Origin of the sequence: Mycobacterium sp. RTGN4 (assembly GCF_033804635.1) — a bacterium.
GTDB lineage: Bacteria > Actinomycetota > Actinomycetes > Mycobacteriales > Mycobacteriaceae > Mycobacterium.
Map to the genome: position 1 here is coordinate 1 of NZ_JAPZLB010000048.1, position 520 is coordinate 520.

A 520-nucleotide genomic window follows, 5' to 3' on the forward strand; every position below is an offset into this window, starting at 1 on the left:
TGGTGTTCCAGAACAACGTGCGTCCGGAGGTGGCGCTGGACGGCGCCACCATTGAGCCGCTCTCGATGGACACCCACACCGCGAAGTTCGATCTGGACTTCGATCTGCGGGAGGTGCCCGGGGACGGGGATGGCCCGGTGTGTGCCGGGGTGCTGACCTATGCCACCGACCTGTTCGATCGGTCCACGGTGCAGCGGTTGGTGGGGTGGTTCGCCCGGGTGATCGAGGCGGTGGTGGCCGACGCGTCGGTGGTGGTGGGTGAGGTGGCGCTGCTCGATGCCGGTGAGCGTGAGTTGGTGGTGGACCGGTGGTCTGGTGCTGAGGTCGGTGCGCCGGTGGGGTTGGGTCCGGAGTTGTTGGCCGCGGCGGTGGCCGCGGATCCGGACGGGTTGGCCGTCGTCGATGGGGTGCGGTCGTGGTCTTATCGCGAGCTCGACGAGGCCTCGAATCGGTTGGCGCGGGTGCTGATCGAGGCCGGGGTGGGTCCCGAGCGTGCGGTGGGCGTGGCGATGGAGCGGTG

The 520-nt window shown here is 69.4% G+C and carries 1 protein-coding gene; it reads left to right on the top strand.

What is annotated here, in order from left to right; translation table 11 throughout:
- Positions 1 to 520, top strand: a 520-nt coding sequence (locus SLQ30_RS33015) for an AMP-binding protein (protein ID WP_319458354.1), incomplete at both ends; no start/stop codon positions are given.